This is a genomic window from Enterobacter sp. N5-15 (assembly GCF_057221635.1).
This window is the reverse complement of sequence record NZ_CM170150.1, coordinates 772,858-789,289: the sequence shown is the minus strand read 5'-3', so window position 1 is coordinate 789,289 and position 16,432 is coordinate 772,858. Positions and strand designations below refer to the sequence as shown.

Annotated in this window: 14 protein-coding genes; all 14 read right to left on the bottom strand. The window is 56.7% G+C overall.

Annotation, left to right across the window (positions count from 1 at the left end; translation table 11 throughout):
- Positions 1-59 precede the first annotated feature (59 nt).
- On the bottom strand, positions 60-1,211 hold the full coding sequence (gene ftsZ, locus AC2TE5_RS03705) for a cell division protein FtsZ (RefSeq protein WP_008501978.1): 1,152 nt from the start codon (positions 1,209-1,211) through the stop codon (positions 60-62).
- A 63-nt stretch (positions 1,212-1,274) separates the two neighbouring features.
- Complete coding sequence (gene ftsA / locus AC2TE5_RS03700; RefSeq protein ID WP_023334508.1) at positions 1,275-2,531, bottom strand: cell division protein FtsA; 1,257 nt, start codon at positions 2,529-2,531, stop codon at positions 1,275-1,277.
- Positions 2,528-3,370 carry a cell division protein FtsQ gene (gene ftsQ / locus AC2TE5_RS03695; protein WP_213329246.1) on the bottom strand — a complete coding sequence of 281 codons (843 nt, stop codon included), beginning with the start codon at positions 3,368-3,370 and terminating at the stop codon, positions 2,528-2,530. Before ftsQ ends, ftsA begins: the two co-directional genes overlap by 4 nt.
- A 1-nt stretch (position 3,371) precedes the next feature.
- Positions 3,372-4,292, bottom strand: coding sequence for a D-alanine--D-alanine ligase (locus AC2TE5_RS03690; protein WP_331413395.1), 921 nt, complete (start codon positions 4,290-4,292; stop codon positions 3,372-3,374).
- On the bottom strand, positions 4,285-5,760 hold the full coding sequence (gene murC / locus AC2TE5_RS03685; protein ID WP_115876437.1) for a UDP-N-acetylmuramate--L-alanine ligase: 1,476 nt from the start codon (positions 5,758-5,760) through the stop codon (positions 4,285-4,287). The genes AC2TE5_RS03690 and murC overlap by 8 nt, the downstream gene beginning before the upstream one ends.
- 56 nt (positions 5,761-5,816) lie before the next feature.
- Positions 5,817-6,881, bottom strand: coding sequence for an undecaprenyldiphospho-muramoylpentapeptide beta-N-acetylglucosaminyltransferase (gene murG, locus AC2TE5_RS03680; protein ID WP_039260813.1), 1,065 nt, complete (start codon positions 6,879-6,881; stop codon positions 5,817-5,819).
- Positions 6,878-8,122, bottom strand: a complete 1,245-nt coding sequence (gene ftsW, locus AC2TE5_RS03675; RefSeq protein ID WP_023310395.1) for a cell division protein FtsW — start codon at positions 8,120-8,122, stop codon at positions 6,878-6,880. Before ftsW ends, murG begins: the two co-directional genes overlap by 4 nt.
- Positions 8,122-9,438: a UDP-N-acetylmuramoyl-L-alanine--D-glutamate ligase gene (gene murD, locus AC2TE5_RS03670; protein ID WP_032660687.1), complete on the bottom strand. Its 1,317-nt coding sequence runs from the start codon at positions 9,436-9,438 to the stop codon at positions 8,122-8,124. The genes ftsW and murD overlap by 1 nt, the downstream gene beginning before the upstream one ends.
- A gap of 2 nt (positions 9,439-9,440) precedes the next feature.
- A complete protein-coding gene (mraY, locus tag AC2TE5_RS03665; RefSeq protein ID WP_008501985.1) occupies positions 9,441-10,523 on the bottom strand; it encodes a phospho-N-acetylmuramoyl-pentapeptide-transferase in 1,083 nt (360 codons plus the stop codon).
- On the bottom strand, positions 10,517-11,875 hold the full coding sequence (murF, locus tag AC2TE5_RS03660; RefSeq protein WP_484612674.1) for a UDP-N-acetylmuramoyl-tripeptide--D-alanyl-D-alanine ligase: 1,359 nt from the start codon (positions 11,873-11,875) through the stop codon (positions 10,517-10,519). Before murF ends, mraY begins: the two co-directional genes overlap by 7 nt.
- Positions 11,872-13,359, bottom strand: a complete 1,488-nt coding sequence (gene murE, locus AC2TE5_RS03655; protein ID WP_484612673.1) for a UDP-N-acetylmuramoyl-L-alanyl-D-glutamate--2,6-diaminopimelate ligase — start codon at positions 13,357-13,359, stop codon at positions 11,872-11,874. Before murE ends, murF begins: the two co-directional genes overlap by 4 nt.
- Complete coding sequence (locus AC2TE5_RS03650) at positions 13,346-15,112, bottom strand: peptidoglycan glycosyltransferase FtsI (RefSeq protein WP_063143344.1); 1,767 nt, start codon at positions 15,110-15,112, stop codon at positions 13,346-13,348. Before AC2TE5_RS03650 ends, murE begins: the two co-directional genes overlap by 14 nt.
- Positions 15,113-15,127: 15 nt before the next feature.
- Entirely contained in the window at positions 15,128-15,493 is a 366-nt protein-coding gene (ftsL, locus tag AC2TE5_RS03645) for a cell division protein FtsL (RefSeq protein WP_008501989.1), read from the bottom strand.
- Positions 15,490-16,431, bottom strand: a complete 942-nt coding sequence (rsmH, locus tag AC2TE5_RS03640) for a 16S rRNA (cytosine(1402)-N(4))-methyltransferase RsmH (protein ID WP_021240527.1) — start codon at positions 16,429-16,431, stop codon at positions 15,490-15,492. The genes ftsL and rsmH overlap by 4 nt, the downstream gene beginning before the upstream one ends.
- Position 16,432: the final 1 nt, after the last annotated feature.

The following is a 16,432-nucleotide window of genomic DNA, read 5'->3' as shown; positions in this document are numbered from 1 at the left end:
TCACTAACGGTGGGCCAGTTTAGCACAAAGAGCGCAAATCCCCTAATTCCAGCCAATTCTTAGTCAGCTTGCTTACGCAGGAACGCCGGGATATCCAGATAATCTGGCTCTTTCGCCGTTTGCGGCGTTGGGTCGTTCACCACTTTTGCGGCCGGTTTCTGCTCCTGAGTCAGAGGAGACATACCGTGCTGCTGGTAACGATCCATTACCGGTTGCTGAGTCTGCTTGTTGGTCACTAAGGTGATCTCAGGACGTTTGTCCATACCGATACCGGTCGCAACAACCGTCACACGCAGCTCGTCATTCATTTCAGGGTCAAGGGAAGTACCGATTACCACGGTAGCGTTGTCAGAGGCGAACGCACGGATAGTGTTACCCACGGTTTCGAACTCATCCAGACGCAGGTCAAAGCCAGCGGTAATGTTGACCAGCACGCCGCGCGCACCAGACAGATCGATATCTTCCAGCAGTGGAGAAGAGATAGCCATTTCAGCCGCTTCTTCTGCACGGTCTTCACCGCTCGCCACGCCAGAGCCCATCATCGCGTAGCCCATTTCGGACATCACGGTGCGAACGTCTGCAAAGTCAACGTTCATCAGGCCAGGACGGGTAATCAGTTCAGCGATACCCTGAACAGCGCCTTTCAGCACGTCGTTTGCTGCACCGAATGCGTCCAGCAGAGAGATACCGCGACCCAGAACTTTCAACAGCTTGTCGTTCGGGATGGTGATCAGCGAGTCCACATGCTTGGACAGCTCGGTGATACCCTGCTCCGCGAACGCCATACGCTTCTTGCCTTCAAAGTTGAAAGGCTTGGTCACGACAGCAACGGTCAGGATACCTAAATCTTTTGCCACTTCAGCCACAACAGGTGCTGCGCCGGTACCGGTACCGCCACCCATGCCTGCTGCGATGAAGACCATGTCCGCACCTTCCAGTGCAGCGCGCAGCGCTTCACGATCTTCTTCAGCCGCATTGCGACCCACTTCCGGATTAGCCCCTGCTCCCAGCCCTTTGGTGATACCACCGCCGATCTGGATAGTCTGGCCTACAGCCGTTTTACGCAGTGCCTGTGCATCGGTGTTAACTGCGAAGAATTCAACACCTTCAATGCGTTCACGCACCATATGCTCTACGGCGTTACCGCCGCCGCCACCGACGCCGATGACTTTAATCACCGCGTCGTTGGTCAGTTCCATAGGTTCAAACATAATTTCTCTCTCCGTTGTGCCTGTCGCCCGAGACCGCTAATTCTCTCCGGTCTCTTAAAAAAATTAAAACTCTTTTCGCAACCAGTTGTTCAGTCGTTTGACCCACGACCCCACTGAGACGCGTTTTTCCACTTCTGCTTCACCACTGAGATGAGATTCCTTCCCGTAGTGGAGCAGGCCCACAGCCGTTGAATAATACGGCTCCTGAGCATAATCCGTTAAACCGGTGATATTCAGCGGAGCACCTATACGCACCTGCGTATGGAACACGCGCTGAGCACAGGCCGCAAGACCTTCAATTTGCGCTGCACCGCCGGTTAATACAATCCCCGCCGCAAGATGATGTTTAACGCCCTGCTGACGAAGCTGTTCCTGTAACTGTAAAATCTCTTCGTTGACCAGGTTGAGCAGCTCGGTATAGCGCGGCTCAATCACCTCTGCCAACGTCTGGCGCTGCAGGCTACGCGGTGGACGACCACCGACGCTCGGCACTTCAACGCTCTCATCTTTGCCAACGATAGACCCCAGCGCACAGCCGTGGCGCACTTTAATCGCTTCTGCATCGCTCGGCGGCGTACCAAAAGCGTAAGCAATATCGCTGGTCACAACGTTCCCGGCATAAGGGATCACTTTAGTGTGGCGCAACGCACCGCCGGTATACACGGCGATATCCATTGTACCACCACCAATATCGACCACACAGACACCCAGTTCACGTTCATCTTCGGTCAGCACGGAATAACTTGCCGCCAGACCCGCGAAAATAAGTTGGTCAACTTTCAGGCCACAACGTTCAACGGCTTTTACAATGTTCTTCGCCATATCGTTGTGACATGTGATCAGGTGCACTTTTGCCTGCATACGTACGCCAGAAAGGCCGACCGGGTTCTTGATCCCTTCCTGGTAGTCAATCGCATATTCCTGCGGAATGACATGCAGCACGCGATGTTCGTCGCGGACACGCACGGATTTCGCCGTGTGCACGACGTTTTCAACGTCTTCCTGCGTCACTTCTTCTTCGGAAATCGGCACCATACCAATTTCGTTCTGGCAGCTAATGTGCTTACCAGAAAGGGCCAGATAGACAGAAGAAATCTGGCAATCTGCCATCAATTCAGCCTGATCGATGGCGCGCTGAACGCATTTCACCACCGATTCAAGATCGTTAACCCCACCTTTATCCATACCACGGGACGGGCAACTGCCTACGCCAATGATATTGACCATACCGTCGGGCAGAACTTCCCCTACTAAAGCGGCAACCTTCGCGGTGCCAATCTCCAGTCCAACTACCAGTTTTCTGTCCGTCGCCTTGATCATTGTTGTTCTGCCTGTACCTGTGCCTGATTCTGTTGCTGATTAGGTTCCTCGACCGGAGCCGGTACCCAACCGACTGCTGCGCCTGAGTCATAGCGCAAATCAACGTAGCTTATCCGTTTGCCGTCAGTCTGTGCCTGCTGCTGTAAAACCGGGTAAAGTTCGACAAAACGCGCCAGACGCTTCATTGTGTCTCCGCGTCCCAGGTTGAGCTTAATGCCGTTCGTTAACGTCAGCTGCCAGGAACGGCGCGCCGTCATGGCTGCATCTTTTAACGTAAACCTGTCCTTCGCCAGCACCTGACCCATTTCGCGAAAACCTTGTAACACCTCGTTTTCGCTGCCTTCAGGGCCATACAACATCGGTAAATTTTGCTTGTTGACACGATCGGCCGGGACGCTGAAGGAATTTCCGTCTACGTCAACCATGTGCTGATCATTCCAACGCGCAATGGGCACATATTCAACCAGATGAATCTTCAATTCATCAGGCCATTGCTTTCTTACGCTCGCCTGTTTTATCCATGGCAGGCGTTCTATCTGGCTTTGGATAATATTGACGTCCTGCGTCATAAAGGTTCCAGGCGAGCCCAGCGCCAGTATTGACTGACGAATATCATCGTTACGCGTGTAGTGACGCTCACCGGTAACCACCAGCTTAGAAAGCGGCAACCGCTGCGCATCTTCCATCCAGCCCAGGACCATCCAGCCGCTGATAAACACGGTGCACAGCACCCCGAGCAGGAAAATGATGCCTGCAAGACGCGTTCCATTACTGCGGCGTGAAGAGGCGTATTCGTCCTCGTCATCGCGGTTGCGCGTGTTCAATGCAGCCTGAGACATATCAGCCCGCCTGGTCCAGAATGCGTACGACTAACTGCGAGAAACTCATCCCCGCCTGACGCGCGGCCATCGGCACAAGGCTGTGGCTGGTCATTCCCGGAGAGGTATTGGCTTCCAGCAAATAAAATTGTCCATCACTGTCCTGCATCACGTCGATGCGTCCCCAGCCGCGGCAACCCAGAACATGCCAGGCTTTAAGCACCAGGGACTGTAAATCTGCTTCACGCTCAGCTTCAAGACCACAAGGGCAGAAATATTGCGTCTCATCAGAGAGATACTTCGCCTCATAATCATAGAAGGTTCCGGCCGGTTGGATACGGATTGACGGTAAAATTTCTTCGCCAAGCATCGCGACGGTAAATTCCGGCCCGCTGAGCCATTTTTCAATCAGAACTTCTTCATCATGTTGAAATGCCAGTGCTAAAGCGGACGAAAGATCTTCAGCTTTGTCGACTTTGGACATTCCCACGCTGGAGCCTTCCCGGCTGGGCTTTACAATAACCGGTAAGCCCAGTTCAGCAATGCGTGCATTAACGCTATCCGGCAGGCCCAATTCAAATTCGCGACGCGTCAGCGCAACCCATGGCGCAACGGGTAACCCCGCGCCCTGCCACAGAAGTTTGCTGCGCAGTTTATCCATAGAGATAGCGGAGGCCATCACGCCGCTGCCGGTGTACGGCATGCCGATCAGATCCAGAAGCCCCTGCAGGGTGCCGTCTTCACCGCCACGACCATGCAAAGCGATAAAGACTTTATCGAAGCCCATGGCTTTTAATTGCGTCACGTCGACCTCTTTTGGGTCAACCAGGTGCGCATTGACGCCACCTTCACGCAGGCCCGCCAGCACAGCAGCGCCTGAATTCAGGGAAACCTCACGCTCGGCGGAGGTGCCGCCAGACAGGACAGCAATCTTATCAGCCATGATGCTCATCCTCCTGGGTTTGCGGCTTCAGTTTGATTTCAGCTAAGGTACGGGCGATTTTGCCGATATTTCCCGCACCCTGAATCAGAATCAGATCGTTACCTGTCAGGACCGGTGCCAGAATTTCCGCCACCTGTGCAGGATCAGAAACCAGAATAGGGTCAACTTTCCCGCGCCCACGAATGGTACGGCACAGAGAACGGCTGTCGGCCCCTGGAATCGGCGTCTCGCCTGCGGCGTACACATCCAGCATTAACAGGGTGTCTACCTGTGACAGGACGCTGGCGAAATCGTCGTACAGATCGCGCGTACGCGTGAAGCGGTGCGGCTGGAAGATCATCACCAGATTCTTGTCAGGCCATCCTGCACGCGCGGCTTTAATGGTGGCGTCCACTTCGGTCGGATGGTGGCCGTAGTCGTCTACCAGCATCGCTGAGCCGGCTTTACCGTTAACGGCGTCCAGCGGGAATTCACCGAGGAAGTCGAAACGGCGGCCGGTGCCCTGGAAGCTTTCCAGCGCGCGCAGAATCGCATCATCATCAATGCCTTCTTCCGTCGCAACGGCCACTGCCGCTGCGGCATTGAGGGCGTTATGGCGCCCTGGCGCATTCAGCGTGACGTGCAGCAGCTCTTTGTCCTGACGCGCCAGAGTGAAATGCCCCTGCGCACCAATCTGTTTGTACTCTTCCACGCGGACGTCAGCGTCTTCGCTGAAGCCGTAAGTGGTGATTTGACGACCCACGCGCGGCAGCAGCTCGCGGATCACCGGATCGTCTACGCACATCACCGCGCGTCCATAGAACGGCAGGTTGTGCAGGAAATTGATGAAGGTCTGCTTTAAGTTCTCGAAGTCACCCTGGTAGGTATCCATATGGTCAGCTTCGATGTTAGTGACAATCGCCACCATTGGCTGCAGGTGCAGGAACGACGCGTCGCTCTCATCCGCTTCTGCAATCAGATAACGGCTGTGGCCCAGACGCGCATGTACGCCTGCGGCTTTGACCAGACCGCCGTTGACGAACGTCGGATCGAGACCCGCTTCCGCATAAATACTGGAGACCATCGCCGTGGTCGTGGTTTTACCGTGGGTACCGGCAATGGCGATGCCATGACGGAAACGCATCAGTTCCGCCAGCATTTCTGCGCGGCGGATCACCGGAATGCGCGCTTCGTGCGCGGCAACGATTTCCGGGTTGTCAGAGGAGATGGCGCTCGAGACCACCACCACGCTCGCATCGCGCACGTTTTCCGGACGATGATTGAAATAGATAGTCGCCCCAAGCGACGCCAGCTGCTGCGTAACAGGGTTTGGCGCCAGGTCAGACCCGCTGATCTGATAGCCTTCGTTAGCTAACACTTCGGCAATACCGCCCATGCCAGCACCACCGATGCCAACAAAGTGAATGTGCCGGACGCGACGCATCTCGGGCACGATTGAACGCAGTTTTGCCAGTTGTTGTGTATTCATTCTCTAAACGCCATCGACTACTTAAAATTCGTGCAGCGCAACACGCGCTGCGAGGGTTAAGCCTGGGCTGCCAGGCTCACTTCTTTTGCCACCCGTTCCGTCGCATCAGGGATAGCGGCCGCGCGCGCGCGTTGCGCCATCTCCAGCAGTGCGTCTCTGTTCCAGCCCGCCAGGGTGGTGGCGACCGCGTCGGCGGTAAATTGTGGCTGCTCAAATATCTTCGCGGCACCGGCTTTCTCAAGCGGCAGCGCATTCCAGTACTGTTGTCTGTCTTTGTGCTGGAACGGCACAAACAGGGCCGGCAGACCGGCGGCGGCGATCTCGCTCACCGTCAGCGCGCCTGAACGACAGACCACGACATCGGCCCAGGCATACGCTGCCGCCATGTCGTCGATAAACTCTGTGACTTTATGCTGCGGCTGACCTTCGTCTGCGTAAGCCTGCTCAACGGTCTGCTGAGCACCTTTTCCGCTCTGGTGCCAGATCGTCACGGTATCCCCGAGCTTTGCGGCTACCTGCGGCATCGTCTGGTTTAAGATGCGCGCGCCCTGAGAGCCGCCGACGACCAGTACACGAACCGGCCCTTCACGACCCGTCAGGCGAGCGTCCGGCAGCGGCAGCGCCAGCACGTCTACACGCACCGGGTTACCCACCACGTCCGCTTTCGGGAACGCGCCGGGAAACGCCTGCATAACTTTGGTGGCAATTTTCGCCAGCCACTTGTTGGTCAGACCGGCAATACCGTTCTGCTCATGGAGCACGACGGGAATACCTAACGACCACGCCGCCAGCCCGCCAGGACCCGAGACATAGCCGCCCATGCCCAGCACCACATCTGGCTTAAAGCGCTTCATGATGGTGCGCGCCTGACGCCAGGCGTTAAAAATACGCACCGGTGCCAGCAGCATTGCCTTGAGGCCTTTGCCCCGAAGGCCGGAAATACGAATAAAGTCGATCTCGATACCGTGCTTCGGTACCAGATCGGCTTCCATGCGGTCTGCGGTTCCCAGCCAGCGTACCTGCCAGCCCTGATCCATTAAATGGTGCGCAACCGCCAGTCCCGGGAACACGTGTCCGCCGGTACCGCCTGCCATCACCATTAACCGCTTCGGTTGATTCATCGTGAACCTCGTGTAAACGCCTGGGCTTTTTCCAGACGCGTCTCATAATCTATGCGCAACAAAAACATGATGGCCGTCGACATAATCAACAGACTGGAACCACCATAACTGATCAACGGCAACGTCAGACCTTTGGTCGGCAGCATACCCGCTGCGGCCCCGACGTTAACCAATGCCTGGAAGCTAAACCAGATACCAATTGAGCAGGCTAAGAATCCTGAGAAGCGGTGATCGATCTCCAGCGCTTTCCGGCCGATGGACATGGCGCGGAAAGCGACGAAGAATACCATTAATAGCGCTAATACCACACCGATATAACCCAGTTCTTCCGCAATAATGGAGAAGATGAAGTCAGTGTGCGCTTCCGGTAAATACTCCAGTTTCTGTACCGAGTTCCCCAGACCCTGTCCCCAGACTTCACCGCGACCAAAGGCCATCAGCGACTGCGTCAGCTGGTAACCGCTGCCGAACGGATCTTCCCACGGGTTCCAGAACGAGGTTACACGGCGAATACGGTAAGGCTCGGCGAGGATCAGCAGCACAACCGCCGAAATCCCCATCCCGATAATAGCGATGAACTGCCACAGCTTCGCGCCCGCCAGGAACAGCATGGCCAGAGTGGTAACGAACAGCACGACAACGGTACCGAGGTCAGGCTGCGCCAGCAGTAATACCGCCAGCACCAGAATCACGCCCATCGGTTTTAAGAAGCCGCGCAGGTTGTTACGCACTTCGTCTACCTTACGCACCAGGTAGTTAGCCAGGTAGCAGAACAGGGAGAGCTTGGTAAATTCCGCAGGCTGAATACGCAGCGGGCCAAAGGCGATCCAGCGCGATGCCCCGTTAACAGAGCTCCCCACCACCAGTACGATCAGCAGCATAATAATCGAGGCGATCAGCATCGCCGTACTGTGCCGCTGCCAGAACTCCATCGGCAGACGCAAGGTCACCAGCGCCAGACAGAACGCCAGGATGATGTAAAGACCATCACGCTTGGCAAACAGGAAAGGATCGTTCGCCAGACGCTGGCCGACAGGCATTGAGGCTGACGTCACCATAATAAATCCGACCGCCGCCAGCCCCATCGTGAGCCAGAACAGCGTGCGATCGTACATGACCAGGCTGTCGTTATCTTTTTGACGAGAGCCCATCACCCAGCCTTTGAGCGCCGCAAACACCCATGCCAGGATCCCAAATCCTGGCAGGCGCGGCATTTTCAGGCGAGGGAGAGATAAACGCATTAGCCTAACTCCTTCGCCAGGCGGGTAAAGACATCACCACGCTGTTCGAAATTCTTGAATTGATCGAGACTGGCACAGGCCGGAGAGAGCAGCACCATATCGCCCGGCTTCACGCGAGGAGCAATCAGCCGCATCGCCTGTTCCATGGTTTCGGTTTGCTCGGCAACCTCAGGGCGCAGTTCAGCCAGCTCGCTGCCGTCACGGCCGAAGCAGTACAGACGGACGTTATCTCCAGAGAGATACGGCTTCAGTGAGGAGAAATCAGCTGATTTACCGTCGCCGCCCAGCAGCAAATGCAGCGTGCCGTCAACGTGCAGACCGTTCAGCGCGGCCTCCGTGCTTCCCACGTTGGTGGCTTTGGAGTCGTTGATCCAGCGTACGCCGTTGTGCTCCAGCGCCAGCTGGAAGCGGTGTGCCAGGCCAGAAAACGTGGTTAACGCTTTCAGGCTGGAGGAGCGCGGCAGCCCTACTGCATCCGCCAGCGCCAGCGCCGCCAGGGCATTGGTATAGTTGTGCTGACCAGTGAGCTTCATCTCTTTCACGTTCAGCACTTTCTCACCCTTCACGCGCAGCCAGGTTTCGCCCAGCTGGCGGTTCAGGTGGTAATCCCCCATCGTGATACCGAAGCTGATACAGCGATCGTCTGCACCGCGCACCGGCATGGTCAGCGCGTCATCGGCGTTTACAACGCAGACTTTGGCATTTTCATAAACGCGCAGCTTGGCGGCACGGTACTGCTGCAGGCCAAATGGATACCTGTCCATATGATCTTCAGTCACGTTGAGGATCGTCGCAGCCGCAGCGTGCAGGCTGGAGGTCGTTTCCAGCTGGAAGCTGGAAAGCTCGAGAACATACAGCTCACAGCCTTTGTCCAGCAGCATCAGAGCGGGTAAACCAATGTTACCGCCAACGCCGACGTTCATGCCCGCCGCTTTCGCCATTTCACCCACCAGGGTAGTGACGGTGCTTTTACCGTTAGAACCGGTAATGGCGATAACGGGCGCCTGCGCTTCGCGGCAGAACAGCTCGATATCGCCGACAATCTCAACGCCCGCATCCGCGGCAGCGCTCAGCGAAGGGTGCGCCAGCGCCATACCTGGGCTGGCGACAATCAGATCGGCTGCCAGCAGCCAGTCATCATTCAGACCACCAAGGTGGCGTTCAACCTGTTCCGGCAGTTTGTCCAGACCCGGCGGAGAGACACGCGTATCCATCACGCGTGGCGTCACGCCGCGCGCGAGGAAAAAGTCCACGCAGGAGAGCCCCGTGAGGCCCAACCCGATGATAACGACTTTTTTGCCCTGGTAATCTGCCATGATTAACGTACCTTCAGCGTTGCCAGGCCAATCAGCACCAGCATCAGCGAAATAATCCAGAAGCGCACAATCACGCGCGGCTCCGGCCAGCCTTTCAGTTCATAGTGGTGGTGAATCGGCGCCATACGGAAGATGCGCTGACCGCGCAGCTTGAAGGAACCGACCTGCAAAATCACCGACAGGGTTTCAACCACAAACACGCCGCCCATGATCACCAGCAGGAACTCCTGACGCAGCAGTACGGCGATAATGCCGAGCGCACCGCCCAAAGCCAGAGAACCGACGTCACCCATAAAGACCTGAGCCGGATAGGTGTTGAACCACAGGAAGCCCAGCCCCGCGCCGACTATCGCCGTACAGACGATCACCAGCTCACCCGCGTGGCGCAGATAAGGGATGTGCAGGTAGTTCGCAAAGTTCATGTTACCTGTCGCCCATGCCACCAGCGCAAAACCAGCGGCCACAAAGACGGTTGGCATAATGGCCAGGCCATCCAGACCGTCGGTCAGGTTAACGGCGTTGCCGGTACCGACAATCACAAAGTAGGCCAGCAGGATGTAGAACAGCCCCAGCTGTGGCATCACGTCCTTAAAGAACGGCACAACCAGCTCGGTGGCTGGCGTATCTTTCCCGGCCAGATACAGCGCGAAGGCCACGCCCAGCGCGATCACCGACATCCAGAAATATTTCCAGCGCGCGATCAGGCCCTTAGTATCTTTACGAACGACTTTGCGGTAATCATCAACAAAACCGATGATCCCGTACCCCACCAGTACCGTCAGAACGCACCAGACGTACGGGTTGGAGGGATACGCCCACAGCAGCACGGAAACGACGATGGCGGTCAGGATCATGATCCCGCCCATGGTCGGCGTGCCGCGCTTGCTGAAGTGCGATTCCGGACCGTCGTTACGTACAACCTGGCCGAAAGAGAGTTTTTGCAGACGGGCAATCATGCGCGGGCCCATCCACAGCGAGATGAACAGCGCAGTCAGCAGGCTGACGATGGCGCGAAACGTCAGATAGGAAAAGACGTTAAAGCCTGAATAATATTTGACCAAATGTTCGGCCAGCCAAACTAACATGTCCCGTTCTCCTGTAATGCGTGCACAACCTCTTCCATGGCGGCACTACGTGAACCTTTCACTAACACAGTCACAATTTGTTTTTCTGTCATCAGCGCCTTAAGGCGCTCTATCAACGCGGCTTTGTCAGCAAAATGCTCGCCAACGCCGCTGGCATGGCTAATCGCCTGGCTCAGTTTTCCCGCGCTCAGCACGCAGTCCAGCCCCGCCGCTTTCGCCGCTTCACCGACCTGGGTATGACAGGCTTCGCTTTCGTCGCCCAGCTCTGCCATATCGCCAACCACCATGATGCGATAGCCCGGCATTTCAGATAACACCTGCACCGCCGCCGTCATCGAGCCAACGTTCGCGTTGTAGGAGTCATCCAGCAGCAGCTTGTTTTCCGACAGCTGAATCGGGAACAGGCGTCCCGGTACGGCTTTCAGGTTCGCCAGCCCGGTTTTAATCGCTTCATGCGACGCACCCACCGCCGTCGACAGCGCCGCCGCCGCAAGCGCATTGGCGATGTTATGGCGACCCGGCAGCGGCAGCAGCACATCGACGCCACCCGTTGGGGTGGTGAGGGTGAACTCCGTGCCGTGCGACGTCACATGGATATTGGTCGCGGTAAAATCACTGTTGGCCGCATTCGGCGAGAAGCGCCAGGTTTTACGCGAACCAATAATGCTCTGCCAGTTCAGCCAGTCGTTGTTGTCGGCGTTCAGGATGGCGATACCGTCATCCGGCAGACCGGTGTAAATCTCGCCTTTGGCTTTCGCTACGCCTTCCAGCGAGCCAAAGCCTTCCAGATGCGCAGCCGCGAGGTTATTTACCAGCGCAGCTTCCGGGCGAGTCAGGCTCACGGTCCAGGCGATTTCGCCCTGGTGGTTTGCCCCTAACTCGATCACCGCAAATTCATGTTCTTTGGTCAGGCGGAGTAATGTCATCGGCACGCCGATGTCATTATTGAGGTTGCCCGCGGTATAAAGCGTATTGCCGCACTGGCTCAGGATCGCCGCCGTCATCTCTTTCACCGACGTTTTGCCTGATGATCCGGTCAAGGCGACAACGCGCGTAGGGACCTGCTGACGAACCCAGGCGGCCAGCTCACCGAACGCGAGACGCGTATCTTTCACCACAATTTGCGGCAGATCGATTTCGAGCCTGCGGCTGACCAGCAGCGCACCGGCGCCGTTCTCTTTGGCCTGTTCAGCAAAATCATGCGCGTCAAAACGCTCGCCTTTCAGCGCCACAAACAGACAGCCTGCGGTGATTTTGCGGGTGTCCGTCGTTACGGCATCAATCGTCAGGTCTTGCCCTTGCAGGTCGCCCTGCAGGATGGCAGCGGCCTGGCTTAAGGTGATGCTAATCATGCCACGACTCCCAGCAGACGAGCTGCCGTTACGCGGTCCGAGTAGTCCAGACGGCGATTGCCAACGATCTGATAATCTTCATGGCCTTTACCCGCCAGCAGGACAACATCATTCTCCCGCGCCTGCATGATGGTGTTCGTCACAGCTTCCGCACGGCCTTCCACCACACGAGCGCGGCCCGCGTCCAGCATGCCCGCCAGAATGTCATTGATGATGGCGCGCGGCTCTTCCGTACGCGGGTTGTCATCGGTGACTACCGGAATATCTGCGAACTGCTCAGCAATAGCCCCCATCAGCGGGCGTTTGCCTTTATCGCGATCGCCGCCGCAGCCAAACACGCACCAGAGCTTCCCTGTGCAGTGCAGGCGCGCCGCCTCCAGCGCTTTTTCCAGTGCATCCGGCGTGTGGGCATAATCAACCACAACGGTCGGCTTGCCCGGCGCGCTGAACACTTCCATACGGCCGCAAACCGGCTGCAGACGCGCTGAGGTTTTCAGCAGTTCAGCCATCGGATAACCCAGCGCCAGCAGCGTCGCCAGCGCCAGCAGCAGGTTGCTGACGTTAAAGGCGCCCATCAGGCGGCTTTCAATTTCGCCTTCACCCCAGGAAGAGGCAAAGCGGATTGTCGCCCCGCTGTCGTGGTAATTCACCGCAACCGCCTTCAGCCAGCGGCCGTGGCAGTTCGGATTGATATGGTCTTCCATCGACACCGCAACCGCATCCGGCAGCTTCGCCAGCCAGCGGCGGCCCACTTCGTCGTCGGCGTTGATGATGGCTTGTCCGTAATGGTGAGTAGAGAACAGCAGCCATTTAGCGGCTTCGTAATGCTCCATATCACCATGATAATCAAGATGATCGCGGCTCAGATTGGTAAACACTGAAGCGGCAAATTTCAGCGCCGCGACGCGGTGCTGCACCAGACCGTGCGAAGAAACTTCGATTGCAGCAAAGGTTGCCCCCTGCCCTGCCAGACCGGCAAGCACATGCTGTACGTCTACCGCCGAGCCGGTGGTGTTTTCCGTCGGGCTCACTTTGCCCAGCAGGCCGTTACCCACGGTCCCCATCACCGCACCGGTTTCGCCCAGCAGCTGGGCCCACTGCGCCATCAGCTGCGTGGTGGTGGTTTTACCGTTGGTACCCGTCACGCCAACCAGGCGCAGCTGGTCGGAAGGTTCGTGATAAAAACGTCCCGCCAGCGCGGAAAGACGCTCGTTTAACTGGCTGAGATAGATAACCGGCACCCCGTGCATTTCACGGTTCTCACCGTCGGTTGCCTCATCTTTGGCCTCAGCAATAATGGCAGCCACACCTTGCGCAATCGCCTGCGGGATATAACGACGCCCGTCCGCCTGATGACCGACCACCGCCACAAAAAGATCGCCAGAAGCAGCCACGCGGCTGTCCAGTACCATCTCTCGCAGTGCTCGCTCCGGTGCATTTGGCACCCACGGAGCGAGAAGGTCGCGCAAATTACGATCTGCCACCTGTACCCTCGCCTTGATTAATTACAAATTCACTTTTTTCGCCCGTCGCCAGCGCATCCGGTTCAATGTTCATGGTGCGTAACACGCCGCCCATGATAGCCCCGAACACAGGCGCGGAGACGGCGCCGCCGTAGTATTTACCCGCCTGTGGATCGTTTATCACGACCACCAGCGCAAAACGCGGATTGCTTGCAGGCGCAACGCCTGCGGTATAGGCAATGTATTTGTTGATATAGCGGCCGTCCGGCCCCACTTTTTTCGCCGTACCGGTCTTGATGGCGATGCGATAACCTTTGATTGCCGCCTTCACGCCGCCGCCGCCGGGCAGCGCCACGCTTTCCATCATATGAACAACAGTACGGACGGTAGATTCCGGGAAAATACGCTCGCCGGGAACCGGTGGATCAACTTTGGTAATCGACAGCGGACGATAAACGCCATAGCTGCCGATCGTTGCGTAGACTCGCGCTAACTGTAACGGTGTCACCATTAGCCCGTAGCCGAAAGAGAAGGTGGCCCTCTCTATGTCAGACCACCGTTGTTTTTGAGGATATAAGCCACTGCGTTCTCCGACCAACCCCAAATTGGTCGCCTTTCCAAGCCCAAAACGTGAGTAAGTCTCTACTAACGCTGAGGACGGCATCGCTAACGCCAGCTTTGAAACACCGACGTTACTCGACTTCTGTAACACCCCGGTCAGGGTCAATTCGCTGTAGCGCGCCACGTCTTTGATTTCGTGACCGTTAATTCGGTAAGGAATGGTATTCAGTACGGTGTTTTCATTGACGATACCGCGCTGAAGTGCAGTCATGACCACCATCGGCTTAACGGTCGAACCCGGTTCGAACACGTCGGTGATGGTGCGGTTACGCATAACATCCTTCTGCGTACCGGTAAGATTGTTAGGGTTGTAGGACGGGCTATTGGCCATCGCCAGCACTTCACCCGTGCTGACATCAACTAACACGGCACTGCCCGATTCCGCTTTGTTAAAGGCCACGGCGTTGTTCAGCTCGCGGTAAACCAGCGCCTGTAAGCGCTCATCGATACTCAGCGCAAGGTTGTGTGCGGCCTGGCTGTCCGTTGAGGAAATATCCTCGATCACGCGACCGTAGCGGTCTTTACGCACAATGCGCTCGCCGGGCTGGCCGGTCAGCCATTTATCAAAGCTTTTTTCAACGCCCTCAATCCCCTGGCTATCCACGTTGGTGAAACCAATGAGGTGAGCGGTCACTTCGCCGGATGGATAGTAACGGCGCGATTCTTCACGCAGGTGGATCCCCGGCAGCTTCAACTTCTTGATGTAGTCCGCCATGTCAGGGTTCACCTGACGCGCCAGATAGATAAAACGCCCTCTCGGGTTGGTATTCACGCGTGATGCTAACTGGTCCAGCGGCATCTTCAGCGCGTCCGCAAGCGCCTTCCAGCGGTTATCAAGCGTGATACCGCCAGCATCATGCAGTTCTTTCGGATCGGCCCAGATAGCCTTCACCGGCACGCTCACCGCCAGCGGACGACCCGAGCGGTCGGTGATCATCCCACGGGATGTCGACACTTCCTGGACGCGCAGAGAGCGCATATCGCCCTGGCGTACCAGCATGTCAGGGGCGACGATTTGTAGCCAGGCCACGCGTCCCAGCAGGAAACCCAGCGCCAGTAAAATGCAGCCGCAAAGCAACGCAAAACGCCAACTGATAAAGTTGGCCTGTTCTTCCTGACGTTTTGGTTTTAGCGTTTTTGCCGCTGCTTTCATGCGTCGCGTTTTCCCTTATTTTTGTACTACGATATTTTCCTGCGAAGGATCAACATGCTGCAGCTGCAGCTTTTCCGTTGCGATCCGTTCAACCCGGCTGTGATCGCCGAGCGCGTTTTCTTCAAGGATCAAATTTCGCCATTCAATATCCAGCGCATCGCGTTCCAGTACCATCTGCTCGCGTTGCGCAGTCAATAAACGCGTATGGTGGGCGGTGGTCACCACCGTAACTGCCGTGACAATGATGCAAATGAACAGACAGAGTGGCAGTTTCCCAAACCGCAAAAGATCGTCGCCGATCACGCCAGGCAAGGCATGGCGCTCGTTGCTTCCTAACGAATCCTTAACTTTGCTTAGGGTCTCTGTCACTCTGCCGATCATGCGTTCGTCCTCTCTGCAACACGCAGCACTGAACTACGGGCGCGTGGATTCTCTGCCACTTCTTCTTCGCCCGGCATCAACTTGCCTAATGCTCGCAACTGACGGCCACCCAGCTTCCTGAGTTGTTCTTCCGTCATCGGCAGCCCCGCAGGCACTTGTGGACCGCGGCTTTGTTCACGCATAAAGCGTTTCACAATACGGTCTTCCAGCGAATGGAAGCTGATGATGGATAACCGCCCACCCGGGGCCAGCACGTCGAGCGAGCTTTTTAGCGCCAGCTCTATTTCCTCCAGTTCACTGTTTACCCAGATGCGAACCGCCTGGAAGGTACGGGTCGCGGGATGTTTGTGCTTATCCTTCACCGGCGTCGCCGCCGCGATCACTTCGGCCAACTCTTTGGTGCGGGTCATTGGCTCAATGCGATTGCGCTCAACGATGGCGCGCGCAATACGTTTGCCAAAGCGCTCTTCGCCGAACGTTTTGATGACCCATGCAATATCGGCTTCGTCAGCGGTCTGTAACCACTCAGCGGCAGACTGACCGCGCGTCGGGTCCATCCGCATGTCCAGCGGACCGTCACGCATAAAGGAGAAACCACGTTCAGCATCATCAAGTTGGGGTGAAGAGACGCCAAGATCGAGAAGAATCCCGTCGATCTTGCCCGTCAGGCCGCGCTCAGCGACATAATCCGCGAGCGCAGAGAAAGGTCCATGCACGATGGAAAAGCGTGGGTCATTGATGGTCTGTGCAACGGCAATAGCCTGCGGATCGCGATCGATTGCCAGCAGGCGTCCTTCCTCTCCAAGCTGGGAGAGAATCAAACGCGAGTGACCACCGCGACCAAACGTGCCATCAATGTAGATGCCATCCGGACGAATATTCAGGCCGTTAACGGCCTCGTCCAGTAACACCGTTTTATGTTTATAATTTTCCATCATA

Excerpts from the sequence above, each read along its gene's own strand:
- murD (WP_032660687.1), bottom strand. The coding sequence starts at position 9,438 with ATGGCAGATTACCAGGGCAAAAAAGTCGTTATCATCGGGTTGGGCCTC.
- murG (WP_039260813.1), bottom strand. The coding sequence starts at position 6,881 with ATGAATCAACCGAAGCGGTTAATGGTGATGGCAGGCGGTACCGGCGGA.
- ftsQ (WP_213329246.1), bottom strand. The coding sequence starts at position 3,370 with ATGTCTCAGGCTGCATTGAACACGCGCAACCGCGATGACGAGGACGAA.
- mraY (WP_008501985.1), bottom strand. The coding sequence starts at position 10,523 with ATGTTAGTTTGGCTGGCCGAACATTTGGTCAAATATTATTCAGGCTTT.
- ftsZ (WP_008501978.1), bottom strand. The coding sequence starts at position 1,211 with ATGTTTGAACCTATGGAACTGACCAACGACGCGGTGATTAAAGTCATC.
- ftsA (WP_023334508.1), bottom strand. The coding sequence starts at position 2,531 with ATGATCAAGGCGACGGACAGAAAACTGGTAGTTGGACTGGAGATTGGC.
- murC (WP_115876437.1), bottom strand. The coding sequence starts at position 5,760 with ATGAATACACAACAACTGGCAAAACTGCGTTCAATCGTGCCCGAGATG.
- murF (WP_484612674.1), bottom strand. The coding sequence starts at position 11,875 with ATGATTAGCATCACCTTAAGCCAGGCCGCTGCCATCCTGCAGGGCGAC.
- AC2TE5_RS03650 (WP_063143344.1), bottom strand. The coding sequence starts at position 15,112 with ATGAAAGCAGCGGCAAAAACGCTAAAACCAAAACGTCAGGAAGAACAG.
- ftsL (WP_008501989.1), bottom strand. The coding sequence starts at position 15,493 with ATGATCGGCAGAGTGACAGAGACCCTAAGCAAAGTTAAGGATTCGTTA.
- AC2TE5_RS03690 (WP_331413395.1), bottom strand. The coding sequence starts at position 4,292 with ATGGCTGATAAGATTGCTGTCCTGTCTGGCGGCACCTCCGCCGAGCGT.
- rsmH (WP_021240527.1), bottom strand. The coding sequence starts at position 16,431 with ATGATGGAAAATTATAAACATAAAACGGTGTTACTGGACGAGGCCGTT.
- ftsW (WP_023310395.1), bottom strand. The coding sequence starts at position 8,122 with ATGCGTTTATCTCTCCCTCGCCTGAAAATGCCGCGCCTGCCAGGATTT.